This window comes from Halohasta sp. A2, from assembly GCF_056175805.1.
This window is the reverse complement of record NZ_JAQFWV010000042.1, coordinates 1-20,501: the sequence shown is the minus strand read 5'-3', so window position 1 is coordinate 20,501 and position 20,501 is coordinate 1. Positions and strand designations below refer to the sequence as shown.

At 58.5% G+C, this 20,501-nt stretch carries 17 protein-coding genes and 2 tRNA genes; 11 read left to right on the top strand and 8 right to left on the bottom strand.

Features of this window, described 5'->3' with window-relative positions; translation table 11 throughout:
- Window positions 1–223 precede the first annotated feature (223 nt).
- The 3 genes from O2S87_RS12190 to O2S87_RS12180 form a co-directional block, all read right to left on the bottom strand.
- Window positions 224–1,012, bottom strand: coding sequence for a PHP domain-containing protein (locus O2S87_RS12190; protein ID WP_475409064.1), 789 nt, complete (start codon window positions 1,010–1,012; stop codon window positions 224–226).
- Window positions 1,013–1,161: 149 nt separating this feature from the next.
- Window positions 1,162–2,019 (bottom strand): aldo/keto reductase, encoded by an 858-nt coding sequence (locus O2S87_RS12185; RefSeq protein ID WP_475409063.1) that lies wholly within the window; start codon window positions 2,017–2,019, stop codon window positions 1,162–1,164.
- Between the two features lie 132 nt (window positions 2,020–2,151).
- The gene (locus tag O2S87_RS12180; protein ID WP_475409062.1) at window positions 2,152–3,483 is read right to left on the bottom strand and encodes an FAD-dependent oxidoreductase; all 1,332 of its coding nucleotides are present in this window, start codon (window positions 3,481–3,483) and stop codon (window positions 2,152–2,154) included.
- 545 nt (window positions 3,484–4,028) lie between these two features.
- Here O2S87_RS12180 and O2S87_RS12175 point away from each other — a divergent pair.
- Complete coding sequence (locus tag O2S87_RS12175; RefSeq protein ID WP_475409061.1) at window positions 4,029–5,189, top strand: chemotaxis protein CheC; 1,161 nt, start codon at window positions 4,029–4,031, stop codon at window positions 5,187–5,189.
- Window positions 5,190–5,417: 228 nt separating this feature from the next.
- Here the strand turns inward: O2S87_RS12175 and O2S87_RS12170 are convergent.
- The 3 genes from O2S87_RS12170 to O2S87_RS12160 form a co-directional block, all read right to left on the bottom strand.
- A tRNA-Glu gene (locus O2S87_RS12170) sits at window positions 5,418–5,492 on the bottom strand.
- A 120-nt stretch (window positions 5,493–5,612) separates the two neighbouring features.
- Complete coding sequence (locus O2S87_RS12165; protein WP_475409060.1) at window positions 5,613–7,580, bottom strand: 3-hydroxyacyl-CoA dehydrogenase/enoyl-CoA hydratase family protein; 1,968 nt, start codon at window positions 7,578–7,580, stop codon at window positions 5,613–5,615.
- A gap of 69 nt (window positions 7,581–7,649) precedes the next feature.
- Window positions 7,650–8,999, bottom strand: a complete 1,350-nt coding sequence (locus O2S87_RS12160; RefSeq protein ID WP_475409059.1) for a putative ATP-dependent zinc protease — start codon at window positions 8,997–8,999, stop codon at window positions 7,650–7,652.
- Between the two features lie 314 nt (window positions 9,000–9,313).
- On the opposite strand from O2S87_RS12160, the gene O2S87_RS12155 reads away from it, so the two are divergent.
- The 8 genes from O2S87_RS12155 to O2S87_RS12120 all read left to right on the top strand — a co-directional run bounded on the left by O2S87_RS12155 (window position 9,314) and on the right by O2S87_RS12120 (window position 16,612).
- Window positions 9,314–10,339 carry an inositol monophosphatase family protein gene (locus O2S87_RS12155; protein WP_475409058.1) on the top strand — a complete coding sequence of 342 codons (1,026 nt, stop codon included), beginning with the start codon at window positions 9,314–9,316 and terminating at the stop codon, window positions 10,337–10,339.
- Between the two features lie 97 nt (window positions 10,340–10,436).
- The gene (locus tag O2S87_RS12150; RefSeq protein WP_475409057.1) at window positions 10,437–11,057 is read left to right on the top strand and encodes a histidine phosphatase family protein; all 621 of its coding nucleotides are present in this window, start codon (window positions 10,437–10,439) and stop codon (window positions 11,055–11,057) included.
- Window positions 11,058–11,283: 226 nt separating this feature from the next.
- Complete coding sequence (locus O2S87_RS12145; protein ID WP_475409056.1) at window positions 11,284–12,309, top strand: succinylglutamate desuccinylase/aspartoacylase family protein; 1,026 nt, start codon at window positions 11,284–11,286, stop codon at window positions 12,307–12,309.
- Window positions 12,310–12,468: 159 nt separating this feature from the next.
- Window positions 12,469–12,894 carry a succinate dehydrogenase, cytochrome b556 subunit gene (gene sdhC, locus O2S87_RS12140; RefSeq protein WP_475409055.1) on the top strand — a complete coding sequence of 142 codons (426 nt, stop codon included), beginning with the start codon at window positions 12,469–12,471 and terminating at the stop codon, window positions 12,892–12,894.
- Window positions 12,895–13,263 (top strand): succinate dehydrogenase/fumarate reductase transmembrane subunit, encoded by a 369-nt coding sequence (locus O2S87_RS12135; RefSeq protein ID WP_475409054.1) that lies wholly within the window; start codon window positions 12,895–12,897, stop codon window positions 13,261–13,263. It begins immediately after the preceding gene.
- Between the two features lie 2 nt (window positions 13,264–13,265).
- Window positions 13,266–14,165: a succinate dehydrogenase/fumarate reductase iron-sulfur subunit gene (locus O2S87_RS12130; RefSeq protein ID WP_475409053.1), complete on the top strand. Its 900-nt coding sequence runs from the start codon at window positions 13,266–13,268 to the stop codon at window positions 14,163–14,165.
- 4 nt (window positions 14,166–14,169) lie between these two features.
- Entirely contained in the window at window positions 14,170–16,014 is a 1,845-nt protein-coding gene (locus tag O2S87_RS12125) for an FAD-binding protein (RefSeq protein ID WP_475409052.1), read from the top strand.
- A gap of 379 nt (window positions 16,015–16,393) precedes the next feature.
- Window positions 16,394–16,612 (top strand): TrmB family transcriptional regulator, encoded by a 219-nt coding sequence (locus O2S87_RS12120; RefSeq protein WP_475409051.1) that lies wholly within the window; start codon window positions 16,394–16,396, stop codon window positions 16,610–16,612.
- Window positions 16,613–16,850: 238 nt separating this feature from the next.
- Here O2S87_RS12120 and O2S87_RS12115 read toward each other — a convergent pair.
- Together O2S87_RS12115 and O2S87_RS12110 are read right to left on the bottom strand one after the other, a co-directional pair.
- Window positions 16,851–16,924, bottom strand: a tRNA-Pro gene (locus O2S87_RS12115).
- 50 nt (window positions 16,925–16,974) lie between these two features.
- Complete coding sequence (locus tag O2S87_RS12110) at window positions 16,975–19,218, bottom strand: PAS domain-containing sensor histidine kinase (RefSeq protein ID WP_475409050.1); 2,244 nt, start codon at window positions 19,216–19,218, stop codon at window positions 16,975–16,977.
- 187 nt (window positions 19,219–19,405) lie between these two features.
- Between O2S87_RS12110 and O2S87_RS12105 the strand changes: the two genes are divergently transcribed.
- On the top strand, window positions 19,406–19,846 hold the full coding sequence (locus O2S87_RS12105; protein WP_475409049.1) for a response regulator: 441 nt from the start codon (window positions 19,406–19,408) through the stop codon (window positions 19,844–19,846).
- Between the two features lies 1 nt (window position 19,847).
- Window positions 19,848–20,387: a response regulator gene (locus O2S87_RS12100; protein ID WP_475409048.1), complete on the top strand. Its 540-nt coding sequence runs from the start codon at window positions 19,848–19,850 to the stop codon at window positions 20,385–20,387.
- Window positions 20,388–20,501 lie beyond the last annotated feature (114 nt).

The following is a 20,501-nucleotide window of genomic DNA, read 5'->3' as shown; positions in this document are numbered from 1 at the left end:
GTGAATTTTCACCTCCATCGATAGCTGGGAGGGTTGTATCATCATAACCAGATCCTCCAACGTCGACCGAAAATAGTGATACTGACTCGATGGCTGATGCGGCTTCAGACCCTGTCCTGACGGTGATACACAGTTCACAGTCGAAGGTGTGCTGACCAACCACCGATACAGCAGCGATGGAACAACACCGGCTGACACTGACTCCGTTCGAAGAGCGGTCCGCTTACGCCTCGAACTGTGCGTGGAAACGGTCGAACAGTGGCTGCGGTAGCCCCGCGTGGCCTAACTCGGTCTCGTGAGCGTCACTGCCACCCGTTGCGAGCAGTTCATGGCGTTCGATTGCACGGTCGACCGTTGATAGATCCACCGCACGGTTATATGGATAGTACCGTTCTACGGCGTCGAGTTCAGCGGCGAACTCGAGAGCGGCCGCTGGATCAGCATACCGGAGCGGATGGGCGAGACCAACGACACGACACGCCTCTCGAAGTAACGCACTCCCGTGGTCGAACGAGGTGATCTCACGGGCCACATAACACGGACAGTTGGTGCCGATCAGTTCAGCGAATGCCTGGCTGTAGTCGTACGGCGAATCACTCGCAGCGATTGCACGGGCGATATGTGGTCGACCAACGCCTGTGTGTGGATCGAGATCGAGAGTGATGTCGGCGTACGATTCGACACAGTCGATTATTTTTTGCGCACGACTGATCCGGTCTGCTTGCAGCCGGTCGAGTTCAGCGGTCAGGTCGGCAGTTGGTTCGACACCGTAGCCCAGTAGATCGAGTTGCTGGGTCTCGGTTTGTACTCGCAGTTCGATTCCGCGAATAATGCCGATCCCATCTCGGACAGTTACCGGGCTGGTCAGTTCGGGATGAATAAGATCGTGATCAGTAACAGCAATCCACTCGATGTCCGCCTTTTTCGCGGCTGCGGGGAGTTCGTCGACCGTTAGCTGGCCATCGGAGCCAGTCGTGTGGAGATGGAGATCTGCAACGACTCGTTCGCACACGGCAGAGAGAGGTACAGAGTTATCATGATTGTACCGGCGTGATTGCCGCCATCGATTTAGTATACACACAGTATGTTGGAACTGTGCTGAAACCGAGGAGTTCATCTATATCCTCGAAAAGTGTGCCGAACAGGGCCGCAACTGTCGATCTACCGGCTGGTCGACGCGATCGCTGCCAACCGGCTGTACTCGTCGTTCGAGAGCGAAATTGAGGAGGCAGCAATGTTCTCTTCGAGGTGTTCTACGCTTGCGGTACCAGGGATTGGCAGCATCACATCCGAGTGGTCGAGCAGCCACGTGAGCGCAATCTGGTAGACTGTCGCATCGTGTGCATCAGCGACCTCGTGGATGGCGTCGACGCCGGAGATCGACCCGGCAGCGATCGGGAAGTAGGGCATGAATCCGATACCGTACTCCTCGCAGGCCTGGAGGACATCCTCGTGGTCGCGGTTCAGCACGTTGTACTCGTTTTGGACCGACGCGATCTCGACATGCTCTTTGGCTGCTTCGAGCTGGTCGACGCTGACGTTCGAGAGACCAACGTGATCGATCAAGCCCTCGTCTTTGAGTTCTGCGAACGTCGTGACACTGTCCTCGAACGGCGTGTCCGGATCGGGGCTGTGCAGTTGGTAGAGATCGATCGACTCTACCCCGAGGCGGTCACGGCTAACCAGCACCTGATTGCGGATGTAGTCAGGATCGGCGTGGTTGAGCCACTGGCCGTCACTATTTCTAAGCAATCCGGCCTTCGTTGCGATCGTCACCTCCTCGGTGTCGATTGCCTCACGGAGCAGGCGTTCGCTGACACCTGGCCCATAGGAGTCTGCAGTGTCGATGAAGTCGACGCCGAGGTCGACCGCGTGCTGGACGACGTCTTTGGCAGACTGCTCATCCTCGGGTGATCCGATGATCCCTTCACCACAGAGGCGCATCGCGCCGAACCCCAGCCGGTTCACTGTCAGCTCTCCATCGAGGTCGAACGTGCCGCTCTCGTTTGTCGATGCCATAGTGGGAGTTGATTCCAAACCGGCTTACGTCTGATGGTTGCTGTACCAGAGATCGATACAGGACAATGAATTCGTTTAAAAGGCAGTTTGCGATTGAATAACGAGATCAGACAATTATGGTAACGAATACCACTACCAATCCGGACGAAGCGTTCGCCAGACGATGCGTGGATGCAACAAGCTCGTCGCAGACTGTTCCATCCGGAAGACTCGGAGAAATGCCTCGGTTAACACACCGTCGTCATGTGCTTTGGTAACTAACCGTGTGGTATACCTGTTGAGTAGGTCGGCCGCAAACGGCTTCGTGCCCGTCGTCTGCTCGAATATGAAATCATTAGTGACGGCTGTTCGCCATGCCTCAGAAACAATGGTAGCTATCCGATCAAATACCCGTGGCCCAATACCAGAGACACCGTTGGATAGCCCATGGTGAAGCGCAAGGCCGTCCAAGGCGGCGACCGACATTCCCTGTCCGTACACCGGATTGAAACTCGCAACGGCATCACCGGTCACGACCAACCCCTCGGGAAAGCGCCGGAGCGTCTGATAGTTCCGTCGAACACTGGCCGGAAACGGGTAGCGACGAATCTCAGAGAGCCACTGTTGGTTTCGCAACTGTACTGCAATCTCGTCGATTGGGAGTTGGGTAGCCCACTCGATAAACTGCTCCCGCTCGGCTGGAGCCCGTTCGCCATGAAGTCCCTGTAACAGAATCTGCCACCGATTGCCTTCGACAGGAAGCATGGCCGCTCCGCGCGGGTGATCTGGTTCTGGAGCGATCAGAATGCCGTTTTGGACTCCGAGAGGTCTGGATACACAAACCGTACTGTAGGTCACATCGATATCGACACGGTCGACATCCGGTTTCGCATAGCCGTGGGTGGCGAGCCACGACGGTGTCTTGCTTGCTCGGCCGCTCGCATCAACCGTAAGCGTCGCCTCGATCCTTCTTTCGTTACCCTGTTCGTCTCTGTATTTAACACCGGTTATTCGGTCCGTCGACGAATCACACGTGTACGTGATAAAGTGACAGCTGTCTTGGAACTTGATCGTCGGTTCGTTGCGAACACGGATTCGAACGATCTGCTCGAACAGCGGTCGACTGGCATACAGCGCGAAGAGTGGCGTATCCGCCTCAGCAACAACTCCTCCTTTGTCATGCCACGAGATATCTCTCGTCATGTTGAGCTGTAGTCCACCAGCATTCTGGACTTCGGTGCTGAATCCTGCAAAGAGATCCTCAAGTGTCACCCTTCCAGCCTCCAGCAGTGCATGCGGTTGGCTAGTCTGGGGGGCTCCCCCACGGACAACTGGCTCGTCAGATAATGTATCACGCTCAAGAATTACGACTTCATCGAACGCGTCTTTGAGGACCTGGGCCGCACAGAGACCAGCCATACTCCCGCCGACAACCACTGCCCTGCCATAAGTAGCTTCGATACGTGACTCGTCATATCTAGGCATGGCACTCAATGTCATATTATAAACTAAATTCAGAGTTACTGAACTATTCCTGGTGTTGTTTCACTCATACAGGCAGAAAGTAAATATATGCTATATCGAATCGCTTTCCAGACCGTATCGTCCGCATATCCTCGAAATGTCGCGGTCCACAGGGTAGATCTCCCGATGAACTGTAGCAACATCTGTACGAGATCACCAATCTCTACCGGTCGGTTAGGTATCGTCCCAAGAAAACGATTGTGTGTCGACATTGCCAGCAATCGTACCCAATAGTTTGGCTATGCCGATACAGTCCCCAGATATCCTATTCAAAACATAGTCGGGGAACTGATTAAGCGAGTGTCAAATTGTTAGTGGCACATACGTTTCTGTTTGTGATGCCCATATGTAACCAACATCTTGATTTACACTCTCACGAACAATAGTATCGTGAAAGTTGAATGGATCCCTTGGTGGAACCACATAACGATTGAGAGCGTCTCTCGATCTTCCGCGCTGTATCAGGTAGTCGCTCTACCTCACGCAGAGACTGGAGTATACTCCCGATGAGAATCGAAATCAATCAGCTCGAACAGTTCAGTCTCTTGGCTGCCCGCGGAGCCAATCGCTCAGCGACGTCGCTCTCACAGCTCACGGGGCTACAAATTCGCAACGAGATGACCGGTGTAAGCCTCGTCACAGAATCCGTGCTGCAAGAGATCTTCGCTGGTCATCAGTACGTCGGGGTACAAGTCGGCCTTAGCGGCGGCATCTCGGGCGAAACAGTGTTGATTTTCGAACCCGACTCGGCCAATCAGGTTAGACAACAAATTCCTGGTGCGTCGTCTGTCGGGACGATGTCGGGCGGTGCGTTTTCCGAGATTGGCAATATTATGATCGGTGGCTTCGTCGACGGGTGGGCGAACCATCTGGGCATTGAAGTCGATATAACGCCTCCGACGTATCTCGAAGCCGCAGGCACCCGCATTCTCCCGCGACTAACCCGTCGTGAGGCGGCCGATGAGGGCGTGTTCCTCTTCGAAAGCCAACTCGAAGCGGCGAATACCGATCTCTCGGTTCCACTGTTTTTGATCCCGCAGTACGACGAGTTCGTCAGGTTGCTTGCCGCGCGATCCGAAGGCCCGACGATTCCAGCCGAGAAACTCACGGTATTCAATGATTTCGCCGAACAAAGCGCAATGCGCGCCTCAGAGCAGATTTCGATGCTCACCGGGCTCACAACAGACGTCGACGTGAGCCAACTGCGGTTCATGGAGCTATCCAAGATGGCCTCAAACCTCGGTCAGCAGACGTACGTCGGCTCTGTATTCGAGATGAGTGGGCTCCCGAGTGGCTACTTCCTCCTGCTATTCGACGAGGCCTCAGCAAACGCCGTCGCATCGGCGATGATGCCAGGGGATTCGGTTGCCGACTCAATGCTGAAGCCAGCAATCGAGGAGTTGGGTAACATTCTCACCAGCGGTTTCATTGACGGCTGGGCGAATACGCTTCAGACGAAGATCGACCACACGCCGCCGGAGTACGTCCACGGACCGGGGGCGGAAGTGATGCAAGATATCATTGGCCGGCTGGACGGGAATCAGGAGTACGCGTTTGCGATCGATTCAGCGATCGAAATCGGTGGCCGAGAAACGCAGTGTCAGATCTTCGTGCTTCCAGACCGCGACGAGTTGACCGAAGCACTTGACCAAATTCCTGGGCCGTAGTCACTTGCCACCAACTCTTGCTCGGTCGACATCGTGACTGTTGGCCACTGAACCCCGTAACAAAGAGACGAGTGTCGACTCGCTAAATTTAGCCGTAGGTGAGATACTGTTCAAGTGCAGAATTACTCGAAGTAGTCAGCAGTTATAAGATATCGAATCATTCGAACCCGGTTGCTCAAATTCTCTTCTGAGCGTTTGTTTCGCGCCACAGTGTGGCGCTCACTGTAATGCTCGATCAGGGATTTGAACCCTGGTCCTCGGCTCGAAAGGCCAAGATGATTGGCCGGACTACACCAATCGAGCGTTCCGCATTACAGCCGATGAAGTACGTACATATAAATCTCATCAATCGCTCGCCCTGTGTGTCTGTCTATCAGACCACCAGACGTCGACCGGCCAAGCCACCAGCCACCCACAAACGCATCAGTTTCCAGTGAACTCGGGGTCGTCGTCGTTCATAAAGGCGGTCATCCCTTCGACAAGATCCTCGGTATCCATCAGGAGCCCGAACGCCTGGGCCTCGATTTCGAGCCCGGCATCGGTGTTTTCGCGGCCAGCCAGCATCGCGCGTTTGGTATACTTTTGAGCGATCGGCGGTCCTGCAGCTAGTTTTTCTGCCAACTCGAGTGCGGCCTCCTCGAAGTCGTCGACGTCGACTACATCGGTCAGAAACCCGTAGTCGGCCATCTGGTCGGCGCTGTACCGGTCGCCGGTGAAAATAATTTCTCTGGCGCGGCTCTCGCCGATCAGGTGGCTGAGTCGCTGGGTGCCACCCCAGCCCGGCAGGAGCCCGAGTTTGTGTTCGGGCTGGCCGAACTCGGCGCGCTCGCTGGCGATGCGGAGGTCCGCGGCCGTCGCGAGCTCCATGCCGCCGCCGAGACAGTAGCCATCGATGGCCGCCACCACGGGTGTATCACAGGCTTCGAGCTGGCCGAATGTTCGCTGGCCGGTCCGCGCGAGTTCGGTGATCTCGATCGGGTCGGCGTCGGCGGCCATACTGGAGACGTCCGCACCGGCCGAAAACGCCCGGTCGCCAGCTCCTGTGATGAGGAGACACCGAACCTCGATGTCGGCATCCAACTCGTCGACGGCGCTCGAGAGCTCGTCGAGTAACTCGGCGCTGATCGTGTTCATCTGGTGTGGACGGTCGACGACGATCCGCGCAACGGATCCCTCACGGTCGATCCGAATCGTTTCGAACTCCATGGGGCTGTCCTCGTCGCCGGACCCATAGAACTGTTCATCCTCGGCGGCGAGGTCGGAGAGCAGGTCGACCACCTCGTAGCGTGGTTCGCCCGTCGCGTCGAGTCGCTCGTCCAGCGTCCGCACGAGCGGTTCAAGTCCGCGGCTGTCTGCCATTTTCGCGGGGCCGTCGGGGAAGCCAGCACCGAGTTGCATCGCCCGGTCGATGGCATTCACGTCGGCCACTTCGCCTTCGACGAGCCCGGCGACCTCGTTCGCCATTAGCGCCAGCAGACGGTCGGCGATCTCCTGTCGACCGGCGTTCGGCTGAACGTCGACGCCCCCGTTGTCGTAGTCGTAAAACCCCCTGCCGGCTTTTTTGCCGATCTCGTTGGCCTCGACCTTCTCGGCAAGCAGTGGGCAGGGTCGGTACGCCTCGCCGAGCGTTTCGTACAGGTAGTCGAGAACGTGGTAGCTGACGTCGATCCCGATCTGATCGGCCAGCTCGAGCGCGCCCATCGGCAGGCCCATATCGAACGTCGTCGTCGCGTCGACCTCGGCGATCGTCGCCGTGCCCTCGTCGACGAGCCACGCCGCCTCGTTGATAAACGGAATAAGCACGCGGTTAACGATGAAGCCGGGGCTGTCCTTGTGAACGCGGACCGGGGTTTTGTCCATCGAGTCGGCCAGCGCTTCGACGAGTTCGAGCGTCTGTTCGTCCGAATGGTTTCCGGCGATAACCTCGATCAGCGGCATTCTGACCGGCGGATTGAAAAAGTGCATCCCGCAGAATCGATCGGGGCGGTCGGTTGCCTCCGAGAGCTGGGTGATCGACAGACTCGACGTGTTGGTCGCAAAAATCGCGTGGTCCGGGGCGTGGTCGGCGACCTCGCTGAACACGTCGGTTTTGATCTCCATCACCTCCGGGACCACCTCGATGACGACGTCGGCCTCCGAGACGGCCGCCTCCATGTCGACGACCGGCGTGACACGATCGAAGGCGGCCTCGGCCTCGGCTGCCGAAAGTCGACCCTTTTCGGCGAGCTTGTTGAGGCTCCATTCGATCTGTTCCAAGCCAGATTCGACGAGTTCTTCGGAGATATCCCGTAGCGTTACACTGTAGCCCGCCAACGCGGCGACCTCGGCGATTCCGTGGCCCATGTTTCCGGCACCGAGCACCGAGACGGTCGACACGTCTGCTAGCTCCATATCGGTGGCTCAACGTCGACGTGATTCAACGTTTTCCTCGCTCGAAAGACTACCTGATCAATTGAACAGTCACTCTTCGAGGAACTCCTCATCGTCATCGGGTCGGTCGCTGTCGGCCCGGCGGCGGACGTCGACACGGTAGTGCTGGAGGATATCCCGGCCGAGCAAGAGCGGATAGTCCATGTGGCCGCGATCCTCAACGCTGGCGGTGACGGTGTGTTGGTTGCCGCCGATCCCGATCACGAGGTCGACCACGGGTCGAGCTTTCCCACCTTTGTGGCTTCCCGACCGGATTCGGGTCATGCTCTTGATCGGACCGGCACCGATCTCCGCGGCGAGTCGAGTGTCGATACTGCTCCGTGTCGCGCCCGTGTCGGATTTCGCGTTCGTCTGTTTCGAGCCGCTGGTACCGATAACGACGACCTCCTCGATGTAGCCGATTAGCGGCGTTTCGTCGGTCGACGGTGGCTCGGGACGTGGCATCGACGACGGCATCGAATCGTCGAGCGTGGCCGACAGCCCCTCGACGCGCTCGGGGTCGACCTCGCCGCCGGCGCGCTCGATCGCGAGTTGGGCGATGTACGGTGCGGGACTCGTCTCGGTGGCTTTGTAGAGGCCTTTGAATCCCGCGGTGGGGTTGACTTCGAGCACGAACCAGCCGTCGTGGCCCTCGACGAGGTCGACCCCAGCGTAATCGAGCCCCAACACCTCGCTGGCGTACAGCGCGGTCTCGGCGGCCTCCTCGGGCAGATCGTCGGTCGCATCCTTGACCGCACCGCCCAGTGCGACGTTGGTCCGCCAGTCGCCCTCGGGAGCGTACCGGTACATCGCCCCGATAATCTGTTCGCCGACGACGTAGATCCGGAGATCGCGGTGTTTCTGATCGTCGCGGTCGATGAGTTCTTGGAGGAACGCCTGTCGGTTGCCGACTTTCGGGTTGACCGGCTCGGTGAGGTCGACTTTCCACGTGCCGCCGCCATGGGTGCCGATGGCGGTTTTGTACACACCAACGTCGCCGAACTGTTCGCGGCCGTCGTTGAGCCGTTCGTTCGAGAGTGCGAGCAGCGCGTTTGGCACGCGGATGTTCCAGTCGGCCAGTGTCGCGCCCGTAGCGAACTTGTGGATCGACGCCAGCACGGCGTCAGGTGTGTTGAGCATCGGTCGAATCCGGTCGAACGTGGCCGCGAGGCCGAGGCCTTCGGCCGGCTCTTCGGTGTTCGACAACAGCAAACGGTTGGCGATGATGTCGACATCGGGCTCCAGTGTAACCTCGCTATCGTCGATGCTGATGGCGGTGTTTTCGCGCCGAAGCCAGATCGGCTCGTGGCCGAGGTCCTCGACAGCGTTCAGAATCGCTTTCGTCTCCTTGCTGTTATGGAGTGACAGAACACCAACACGTACCGGCTCTTGATTGCTCATACAGATAAATACCGGATACGGTGCCAAAGAAATGCCGATGCGTGTAGCATGCGATTACGACCAGCCATACATATTATAGTTTTGATATATTCCGAAACGGGTTGTTCAGCCTGTGCGTCGACAGGTAGGACTGCGACTGCTAGTTGGCTATCACATGGTGTAACTGGAGTCATGGTTCAACACAGCAGCGTTTCTGTGGGGTCGACACCCAGCGCGAGCAATCATTGCAGCCCTAATCTCCATTATTAATTATTATGATACTCCCAATATTTTAAACAGTTGTTATGAATCTGGCCGTCGATTGTCTGCAAGCAATGCACGAAAATAACACGCAAGAAGCTGCACCGGGTCACGCAGAGGCAATCAGTCAGAGCCGTCGCCAAACACTGATGGCGCTTGGCGCAGTCGGCACTGCGGCGGGAATTGGCTCACTCGAATGGAGTACAACCGCGAGTGCAGAAGAGTCGGATGACGAGGAAGACTCGGATGTCCTCGAAGATAGATACGTTCAGATAGCACTCGAAGCGGCACGAGAGGCCGCCGAAATTCACATGGACAACTTCGGAGAGGTCCTGGAGGCCGAAGAAAAAGAACCCCAACAACTGGTTACCGAAGTCGACGAAGATTCGGAGGCAGCGATCAGAGACACGATCGAAGACGAACTGGGCGATGACTTCGAAGACGAAGGTCACGTCCTGTTCGGCGAGGAAGAAGGCGGCGAGTTCGAGGGAGACTACCTTTGGATTATCGATCCGCTCGATGGAACCACGAATTTCGTCCGTGGAATTCCACATTTCTGCGTCTCGATCGCGCTGCTCGAAGACGGAGAGCCCTACATGGGTTTGATCTACTACTCGCCGCGCGAGGAGGTCTACGCGGCAGTCGACGGTGAGGGAGCGATCAAGTTCGAAGATACCGGCGAGAACGACGAGGGCGATTCGATGATGTCGCTGTCTGTGACAGACGTCGACACCATCGAAGAGTCACACAACTCTGTCGGGTTCTACAGTGCCGAAGGCGTCAACGACCTCCGGTACCTGTTCATGTTCCGTGAACTGGTGTCGTCATCGCTCGGAATCAGACAGTTAGGTGCTGCGGCAGTCGATATGGCATTCCTCGCAGATGGTGCCTTTGACTCGCTGACTGTCCAAGATCTCAAAGAAGTGGACGTCGCCGCCGGAACCATCATAATCAACGAAGCTGGCGGTGAAGTCACTGATTTCGACGAGAGTGACGCAATCGAGGACATCATGGAGGGCGACGTGCTCGCGACCAACGGTGAGCTTCACGACACGATGTTGGAACTCTACCAGAGCCAAACAGTCGACGCGAGTGACTAGGTCGGTCCCAACCGGGTGGGATCGGCGTACGCCCACTCAGCACACGTCGGATCGACGACACCGACAAGTAGTTGTCCAACGTTTGGTTCATGCACACATGCCACAGGACGTCTGGGTGGTCCGACACGGACAGCGACAGGACACGGTCGACCCCGACTGGGAGTTGACTGCCGACCGGATTCACGATCCGGGGCTGACCGAACTCGGTCGGTGGCAGGCATGGCGCGTCGGCCGCTTCTTCGCCGAGCGAGGCGTCGACTTCGAGGCGGTCTACTGCTCGCCGTTTTTGCGGGCGGTCCAGACCACCGCCGAAATCTACGGGGAGATCGGTCAGGAGGCGTGGCTCGAACCCGGCCTCGGCGAGCACCGCAACGCCGCATGGTTCGACAGCGAGCCCGAAACGCTCTCACACCGAACGCTGGTCGACTACTTCGACCCGATTCAGCCGGATCACGATCCGTTTGTTGTCCCCGAGTTTCCCGAGGATCACGACGAAGCTGAAATGCGGGCTGGCGAGACCGCCCGTCGGATCATCGAGGCCCACGATGGAACAATCTTGATGGTGGGTCACGGGTTGACCATTGGTGGTGTCGTGCGTGGATTGGTTGGGTCGACTGAGGGTGTCGACGCGCCGCTGTGCGGGCTGACACGGGTCGAAACCCGAAACGGCGAGTGGGAGGTGGACTTTTCGGGAAATGTCGACCATCTCGACGCGTAGCTGTTCTCGGGGGAACTCGGAGTCGATCACTCCCCAACGAGCATATGTTGATGCTTCAATCCTACGAGGGTTCGTTTGAAACCGGAACGATACAGACCTCGCCGACCATCGTGAGGAGCCCAATATAAACGGGACGATTAGCCAGCCGGTGAGTATCCATTACAGAGTGGCCACTACAAACCCGACCGCGCGGGGATTTATATACACCCCGTCTAACCAGAGAGCAATGAGCGACGACGGGGCCTTCACCTACAACGGGGGGAAGGTCGACCCGGGCGAGACGCAGAACATCCGGTACGGAATCAGCGAGACCTATCTGGGCGATCCGGTCCGCATCCCTGTGACGATAATCAACGGCAGCCACCCCGGCCCGACCGGCTTTCTCTCGGCAGCCGCCCACGGCGACGAACTAAACGGCATCGAGGTGGTCCGTGAGGTCGCCCACGACTGGGATCTCTCGGAACTCGCGGGCACGCTCGTCTGCATGCCCGTCCTCAACGTCCCTGGCTTTCTGGCCCAACAGCGCTACCTCCCGATCTACGACCGAGACCTCAATCGCTCGTTTCCGGGTCGACAGGGCTCGACGAGCGCCAAACGGATGGCCCACCAGATCTACACGAACTTCATCGAGCCCTGTGATTTCGGGATCGATCTCCATACGTCGACACGCGGGCGAACCAACATGCTCCACGTCCGGGCCGATATGGCTGACCCCGAGGTCCACCGCCTCGCGCTCGCCTTTGGGACCAATGTCATCATCGACAGCGACGGCTCCGACGGGACGCTTCGCGGCGAAGCCAGCCGCGATGGGATTCCAACCATTACGATCGAAATGGGCGAGGCCCACCGCTTCCAGCGCACGCTGATCGACGAGGCACTCGCGGGCGTCGAGAGCGTCTTCGCGGAGTACGAGATGCTCGACCAGACGACCGTCCGGTGGCCCGGCTGGCGCACCATCATCACCGGCGATCACGAAAAAACGTGGATTCGTGCCGACGTGGGTGGGATCGTCGACATGCACCACGACCGTGGCGCGCTAGTCCACGAAGACGACGTGATCTGTACGATCACCAATCCGTTCAAAGACGACAACATCGCGGTTACCGCCCCCTTTACCGGATTGATGGTTGGCATTCTCGAAAACCCGGTCGTCTATCCTGGCAATCCGCTGTGTCATCTGGTCGAACTCGGCGGCACGACGCGGCGCGTGGTCGAACTCCAACAGAGCCCGTCGACAGACGGAGGGACCTGACAACAATTGGTTGAAGCTGACCAGCAACGAGGCGTATCGAATTCCGATGGAGAACCCGACTCGGGTATCTGTAGCGCGGAATTAGGTCTGATATAGGCGGTCGACTCCCCGCACCACGACGTAACTTCTATACCACCCCGGTACACATCCACATACGACATGAGTCAGTCGTACAATCGGGGCCTCATTGAGGACTTCGGCCGTTGGCGGGAGTTCTCGGCGGGCATGTGGGCATGGATCTTTCACAAGTTCACCGGCTGGGTGCTTGTGGGCTATCTGTTCACTCACATCGCCGTTCTCAGCACCGCAATCCCAGCATCAGGCGAGGGTGCGGCAACGCTGGCGGCCAACGAAGATGTGTACACGACGACGATCGTCGCGCTCGAAAGCCTTCTCGTGGTTCGAATCCTCGAAGTAGGCCTGCTCGCGGTCGCCGTCTTCCACATCCTCAACGGGCTCCGACTCCTACTGGTCGACCTGGGTATCGGACTTGAATCACAGGACAAGAGCTTCTACGCCTCTTTGATCCTCACCGGCGCGATCACCGTCGCCTCGGTGCCGACCTTCCTCGCGGGGGCCTTTTAAATGGCAGAGCACTACTCCTCGTTTACGAAAGGCGGACGCCTCTGGCTCTGGCAGCGCATCACGGCGGCGTTTCTGGTCGTCGTGCTCGCGTTCCACTTTTTCCTCCTGCACTTCGTCTACCACGCCGACGAAGTGACGTTCGCGCTGAGCCAGGCACGCATGGAGACGCTGAGCTACTACTCGCTGATGATCCTGTTCCTGTTTACGGCGACGTTCCACGGCGTCAACGGCGTCTACAACGCGCTGATCAACCAAGGGTTGACCGGCACCAAGCGCCAGGCCGTCAAGTGGACGCTCGTCGTCGCCAGCGTGCTGCTGCTCGTCCAGGGCGTTCGAACCGCAAACGCATGGGCTGGAATCGGATTGTAACCATGAGTACACAGCCACCACAGCAAGAAACCGAAGAACCGCCCGCCGACCAGCCTGTCGACGAGACGCCGTCGTCGCCACCCACCAAACAGCGGCGCGATGACGCCAAATCCGCCCGGCGCAGTCGGGATGCCCAACGACAGGCCGAAGCCGATGCCGCGGCCAAACGCAGCGAACCGACGCGGCACATCAAGGTGTTCCGTTACGATCCCGAAGTCGAAGACAAACAGGAACCTCGGTTCGACGACTTTCACGTGCCGTTCGTCAAGGGAATGACCGTTCTCGACGCGTTGATCTACGCGCGAGACAACTACGACCCATCGCTGACCTTTCGGCACTCGTGTCGACAGGCGATCTGTGGGTCGGACGCCTTCTTCGTCAACGGTTCGCAACAGTTGGGCTGCAAAACACAGCTGTCGGAACTCGATGAGCCGGTCCGGATCGAGCCGTTGCCACACCAGGAGGTCGTCAAGGATCTCGTCGTCGATATGGAGCACTTCTACGACGAGATGGAGGCGGTCGATCCCTTCTTCGATCCCGACGAAACGCCCGAGGGCGAACTCGAAGAACAGCGACAGAGTCGGGAAAACCGCGAGAAAGTCAAGATGTCGACGCGGTGTATCTGGTGTGCGGCCTGCTTTTCGTCGTGCAACATCGCTGCCGGAGACAACCAGTATCTTGGCCCGGCCGCGCTCAACAAGGCCTACCGGTACGCGATGGACGAGCGCGAAGGCGAGAGCCGCAAAACCGAGCGCTTAGAGACGATCGAACAGGAACACGGCGTCTGGCGGTGTCAGACCCAGTTCTCCTGTACGAACGTCTGTCCGAAGGATATTCCGCTCACAGAGCACATTCAGGAACTGAAACGCGAAGCAGTCAAAAAGAACCTCAAATTCTGGTAAAATCATGTATGAACACGACGTAATCGTGGTCGGTGCGGGCGGTGCGGGACTCCGAGCAGCAATCGCCGCACAGGAGGCGGGCGCGGACGTCGCGATCGTCTCGAAGCTCCACCCGGTTCGGAGCCATACGGGCGCGGCCGAAGGGGGCATCAACGCCGCCCTCCGGGAGGGCGACTCCTGGGAAGACCACGCCTACGATACGATGAAAGGCTCGGACTATCTGGGCGACGCCCCGGCGATCGAAACCCTGTGTCAGGACAGCCCCTACGAGGTCATCCAGCTCGAACACTGGGGGATGGCCTTTTCGCGCGAAGAGGACGGCCGCGTCTCACAACGACCCTTTGGGGGACTATCGTTCCCCCGAACCACCTACGCAGGTGCCGAGACGGGCCACCAGCTGCTGCATACGCTCTACGAACAGCTCGTTAAACGCGGCATCAAGGTATATGACGAGTGGCACGTTCTCAACCTCGCGGTCACTGACGAGGAGCGACCTGAGGACCGGACCTGTCACGGCGTCGTCGCCTACGATGTCCAGACCGGCGAACTGTCGGGATTCAAGGCCCGAAACGGTGTGATCCTCGCCACCGGTGGCCCCGGTCAGGCGTTCGACCACACGACCAATGCGGTCTCGTGTACCGGTGACGGTCAAGCAATGGCCTACCGTGCGGGCGTCCCGCTCGAAGACATGGAGTTCATTCAGTTCCACCCCACGTCGCTTCCGTCGACGGGCGTGCTCATCTCCGAGGGCGTCCGCGGCGAGGGCGGGATTCTCTACAACGCCGAGGGCGAACGCTTCATGTTCGAACACGGCTACGCGAGTAACGCCGGCGAACTGGCCTCACGCGATGTCGTCTCCCGCGCTGAGTTGACTGAAGTCAACGAGGGCAGGGGAATCGAAGACGAGTACGTCCACCTCGATATGCGCCATCTCGGCGAGGACCGGATTATCGACCGACTGGAAAACATCGTCCACCTCGCCGAGGATTTCGAGGGCGTCGACGCCACCAAAGAGCCGATGCCGGTCAAACCCGGCCAGCACTACGCGATGGGCGGCATCGAGACGGACGAAAACGGCGAGACCTGTGTCGGTGGTCTGTACGCCGCTGGCGAGTGCGCCTGTGCGTCGGTTCACGGCGCAAACCGCCTCGGCGGCAACGCGCTACCCGAACTCATTGTTCTCGGAAAGCGGGCGGGCTACCACGCCGCAGGCAAGGAGATGGAGCCAGCGGAGATCGAGACGGGCCAGCGTGGCGAGTACGAGACAGCCGAAATCGACAGCCCGGTCGAGCTCGGCGAACCCGGCTCGCCCGGCGACGCCGTCGCGGATGGCGGGGCTGTAGCCGCAGGCGGCTCGGCCGATCCGGATACCCTACTGGAACAAACTGTCGACGCCGAACGTCGACGGATCGACCATCTCCTACACAAAGAAGACGGCATCCATCACTCCGAGGTCCGAGCGAAGGTCCAGAAAACGATGACGCAGAACGTCAACGTCTTCCGCGAGGAGGAGGGCCTCAAACAGGCGCTCCGCGACATCCGCGAGGCCCGTGATCAGTATCAGAACGTGTCGGTCATGGACCCCTCACAGACGTTCAATACGGATCTCCTGCAGACCGTCGAGACTCAGAACCTGCTGGATCTCGCCGAGTCGATCACCGTGGGCGCGCTCGCCCGCGAGGAGTTCCGCGGCGCTCACTGGCGCGCCGAAGCCCAGGAGCGAAAGGACGACGAGTGGCTCAAACACACCCTGCTGTCGTGGAACGATGGCTCGCCGGAACTCTGGTACCGACCAGTCATTCTCGAAGGCGAGAACAAGACCTACGAGCCGAAGATCCGCAGCTACTGACGCCCACGATTGGTTTCGCTCGACTGTTCAGACCGTTCTCGCCACTCGGTTTATATTGTGATACTCTGTCCGTGCTCACTACACTGTCGAAACAGCCGACAGTCAATCCACCAGCCACGGAGAAACATGATTTCACTACGCCAGCAACTCGGTCGACTCACTATGGGGGATCATATAAACCATGACTGAAAACCACTCCCACGAGTTCGTCAGGAGTCGAAACCCAATCTCGTTCGTCGACGCAGTCGGCCACCCACCGGTGCAAAACACGGTTCGGAGTTGGCCTCAAACCACGGTATCGGCTTGCAGAGCACTTCTCCCCGGTATTACGACGGATGTCGTAGGGAGGTTTTATTATTGTCGAACCTAATCAGTGTGTATGCTCAAACACTCGACACAGTCACTGTCTATTCCAGCCGACCTCCGGTCACCGCGTGCGAAGCTTGTCTATCTGTTTTTATCGATGAACGGCACCGCAACGATCACTGAACTCCAAGAGAGCCTGAATATGAAGAAGATTTCTCTGTACAGCATTCTCAAAACACTCCGAAAGCAAGATATTATTTCGAAAGATGGCGACAGTTACTCGCTAGTTTGATCTTTGACGGTGTTCATAGCCGCCGGTTGCGCGGTTGTCTTCTGCGACCTATTTATAAGAGGTTTGTCCGAGCTGTAAGTTGTCGACCCTGCATAGATCCCACATATTATTCGGTACAGAAATGGAGTCGACTGGATTCGAACCTCAGTCGTTCCGTTCGCTATCGCTCACTTCACTCCCTGCTTCGAATCCGCGCTCACAAAAAATAAAACACACCTCACTTCGTTCGGCGGTTTAATGGGTTCGCCCGGATTCGAACCGGGGTCACGGGCACCCAAGGCCCGAAGTATGGCCAAGCTAACCCACGAACCCTCACCTCCTTCTACTGGGCAACTACTGTAAAGGGTTTCGTTCCGTCCCCGTCACTGGGTTTGGAGCGTAAAGTAGAACGTCGACCCCTCGCCGGAGGTGGATTCGACCCAGATAGAGCCGTTGTGGCGATTGACGATCCGGTCGCAGACCGCCAGCCCAATGCCGGTCCCATCGCTGTCGACGCCCTTGTCGAACAGCCCGAAGATGTCCTCACGCTCATCGGCTGGGATTCCTGGCCCGTTATCGCTGACCGCGAAGCGATAGCCGGTGGCGGTCTCCTCGGCAGTGATCTCGATGGTCGTCCCTTCGGCGCCGTGCTCAATGGCGTTCGAAACGAGATTCTGGAACAGTTGACCGAGTTGGTCACCGTCGGCCCGAACCGTTGGCAGCGAGCCCGCTGTCAACTCGGCGTTTGCCTCACTGATCGCCAGTTTGAGGTTCTGCTCGACACCCTCGACGACAGCCCCAACGTCGACCTCAGCGAACTCTTTGCCCTTGGATTCGACACGAGAATACTGCAGCAGCCCGTCGATCATCCCGCGCATTCGGTCGGCTCCGTCGACGGCGAATGTCATGAACTCCCGGGTTTCCTCGTCGAGATGCTCGTCGAGTTCGATCTCCAGGAGGTCGACGTAGCTCGAAACCATGCGCAGCGGCTCTTGCAGGTCGTGCGAAAGAATGTAGGCGAACTCTTGGAGTCGCTCGTTGGAGCGTTCGAGTTGGGCCTCGTACTCCTTGCGGTCTGTGATGTCCTTCGAGATGACCGCCAGCCCGTTTGCGTCTGGGTAGATCTGCAGTTGGGTCCAGTAGCCGAGCTGTTCGTAGTAGTACTCACAGCTCCTCGGCTCCTGGGTCTCCATCGCCTCGCGAAAGCGCTGTTCGATAATGCTCCCCTGGGCTTTGGGAAACAGTTCCCAGATGGTCTCGCCGTGGGCTTGCTCACTGGGAATTCCGTGGCGATCGGCGATCTTATCGTTCCAGTAGGTGATTCGAAAGTCGGCGTCGATCGCGTAGTATGCATCCGAGATACGCTCGGTGAGTCGGCGATACTCGTGTTCGCGCTCGGCACGTTCCATCTCGTAGGCCGTCCACTCGCTGAGCAGTTCGATGAACGTTTTTTGGATCTCGGTAAAGCGTTTGTCCTGGGGGTTCCGATCGGCGAAACAGATCGTCCCGACCGTTTCGCCGCCGACCGTGATCGTCGAGCCCGCATAACAAGCCAGCCCGAACCGCTCGTAGGCGGGATCGTCTGCCCATCCCTCCTGAGATGCATTTTGAACGGTCAACGGCCCGTTACGTTCAAGTTTGACGGTGTGGCGGCAGTACGATTCCGAAAACGGGGCAGTCGCCCCCTGTTGAAGCTGCTCGTTCGGCCCGACGCCGACGGCGATCCGCTGAGTGCCGTCTTCGAACCGGGTCAGAAAGCCCTGTTCGACACCCATATACTGGCGGCCGAACTCCAGTAGATCCGCGATCTTCTCGTCGAACGGCGCGGTCTTCGAGGCCGTCTGGTGGAGTTGGCGGAACGCCGTCTCCTGTTTTTGGAGGCGGTCGAGCTGGTCACGGCGCTCGGTCACGTCACGGCCAATACCGATGATCCCCTGGACGTGGCCGTCGGTATCGGTGAACCGTGTCCCGGTGAACTCGTGGGGAATCGTCCGCCCATCGCTGGTCACTAACTCGGCTTCGACAACCGTCGACCCGCTGTCGACGACCTCCTCGATCGCCTCGCTGACACGCTCGCGGTCGGCGTCTCGAAACAGGTCCAGCGCGTGCATGTCGGCGAGTTGCTCGTCGCTGTATTCCGTGACCGTCGACAGCGCCGAGTTCCAGCGTACGAGCCCCCCGCCAACGTTCAGCATATAAAAAGCGTCGTTGAGTGACTCCAGGCTCTGGTCGATGAATCCCCGCTCGGATTCGAGATCGTGGTGGTGTTGTTTGCGCTCGGTGATGTCTTGGATCTCCGCAATGATGTACGCCTCGCCGTCGAGTTCGGTTCGTGCGAGTTGGACGTTGACCCAGATGCGCTGGCCGTCCGGCCGTTCGATCCGCCACTCGAAGGTCTGTGGCTCGCCCCCGGCGGCCGCCCGAATGCGACGCTCGGCAGCGGCCTGGGTGAACCCCTCGTCGGTCGCGCTGTAGTCGCCGACCGCCATCCGCTTGAGTTCGGCCTCCGTATAGCCGTAGAGCGCTTCGAGTCGACTGTTGGCCCCAACGACAGCCCCCGTCTCCGGATCGTGAAGCGTGATTCCGCTGCCCAGATCATCGAAAACGGCCGAAACAGTCTGTTTCATTTAATGTCTACAATTATAGCTAGAGTCAGTATATAAACTGTCGGTCGGCCGTCTCGGCGTCACCGAACCGGTATCCGGGCAGACGTCACGATTGTTAGACACGAATAGCTAAACCCGGTGAGTGCGTATCGAACCTCATGCAAATTCAGTCTTTACAGACAGTCTGTCCGATTGGTGGTGTGACGGGATGACGTCCGCCGACGAGACCGTCGAAATCCTGCTGGCCGAGGACAATCCGGGCGATGTCATGTTGACGAAAAAAGCGCTCGAACGGGGCAAGCTCGCCAACAACCTCCACGTTGTCACTGACGGGGTCGACGCGCTGTCGTTCCTGAGACAGGAAGGCGAGTACGCCGACATGCCGCGACCAGATCTCATCCTGTTGGACCTCAATATGCCGCGCAAGGACGGCCAGGACGTGCTTCGTGAGCTCGCTGACGACGACAACCTCGGCCGGATTCCGGTGGTCGTCCTCACCAGTTCGGAGTCCGAAGAAGATATCGCCAAATCCTACCAACTCAACGCTAACGCCTATCTGACCAAACCGGTCGACTTCGACGGCTTCATCGAGATCGTCAATCGGATGGAGAACTTCTGGTTCAAGGTCGTAAAGCTCCCGGAGAGCTGAGATGTCTATCAGTCCTGACGAGGAGCTGCGTATTCTGCTCATTGAGGACAACCCTGGCGACGCTAGACTGTTCGAACACCATCTCACGACCAGTCAGAGCGAGTCGTTTCCCCCGTCGACGGTGAGCCATGTGACGTCGCTCGATGAGGCGTTGGAGGCGCTCACGACCGAGACGTTCGACCTCGTGTTACTCGACCTTGGACTGCCCGGAAGCAACGGTCTCGAAACGCTCGACCGATACATCGAGGCCGTCGACGATACCATGGAACTCACGCCAGTTCCAGTGATCGTACTGACAGGACTCAAAGACGACACCGTAGCCGTCGAGGCGATCGAACGCGGGGCCCAAGACTACCTGCTCAAGGACTCGGTCGACGAGGCAGTCCTTCACCGAACCGTCCGGTACGCGCTCGAACGCCACGCCCGACAAGCCGAACTCAGGCGACAAAACGAGCGCTTGGAGAAGTTCGCCAACGTCGTGAGCCACGACCTCCGCAATCCGCTGAACGTCGCCAAAGGCCGGATCGAAATGCTCTGTTGAATAGCGATCTATTCGGCTGATATCACGGGTTAGAAACGTGAAGCCGAGGAATTCGACTCTGCCCATGGAGATCGATCTCCTCGACTTCGTTGAGCAGTGTCGTCGGCTAGCTAA